We start from the raw sequence: 631 nt of genomic DNA, 5'->3' as shown, positions 1-631 counted from the left end.
CCCACCTCGTCTACGGCGGGCAGCGCGCCAACGAGTTCGCCATGCGGCTGGCCGGCGCTCGTACGAGGAAGTCGCCCGGGCCGGCGGCGGCATCGTCGCCTCGGTGCGGGCCACGCGCGAGGCCAGCGAAGACGAATTGTTCGACCTCGCCCTGCCGCGCCTGTCGGCGCTGCTCGACGAAGGCGTGTGCGCCATCGAAATCAAGTCCGGCTACGGCCTGGCGACCGCGCACGAGCGCAAGCAGCTGCGCGCGGCCCGGCGCCTGGGCGAGGCCACCGGCACCACGGTGCGCACCACGTTCCTGGGCGCGCACGCGCTGCCGCCCGAATACGCCGGCCGCAGCCAGGACTACATCGACCACGTGTGCCAGGAGATGCTGCCCGCGCTCGCGGCGGAAGGGCTGGTCGATGCGGTGGATGTGTTCTGCGAGCGCATCGCCTTCTCGCTGGCCGAGACCGAGCAGGTCTTTCAGGCGGCGCAGCGGCTGGGCCTGCCGGTCAAGCTGCATGCCGAGCAGCTCTCCGACATGGGCGGTGCGGCGCTCGCCGCGCGCTATGGCGCCTTGTCGTGCGACCACATCGAGCACCTGTCCGCCGAGGGCATCGCCGCCATGCGGGCCGCCGGCACGGTG

1 pseudogene is annotated in these 631 nt (G+C 72.7%); it reads left to right on the top strand.

The features are described 5' to 3' along the window. Positions 1–631: pseudogene (locus AC27IQ_RS26610) on the top strand (amidohydrolase family protein); the annotation flags it as partial.

It is taken from the genome of Acidovorax sp. KPB24-07 (assembly GCF_057543315.1).
Note: the sequence above shows the minus strand (reverse complement) of the source record. Positions and strands in the feature narration are given on the sequence as shown.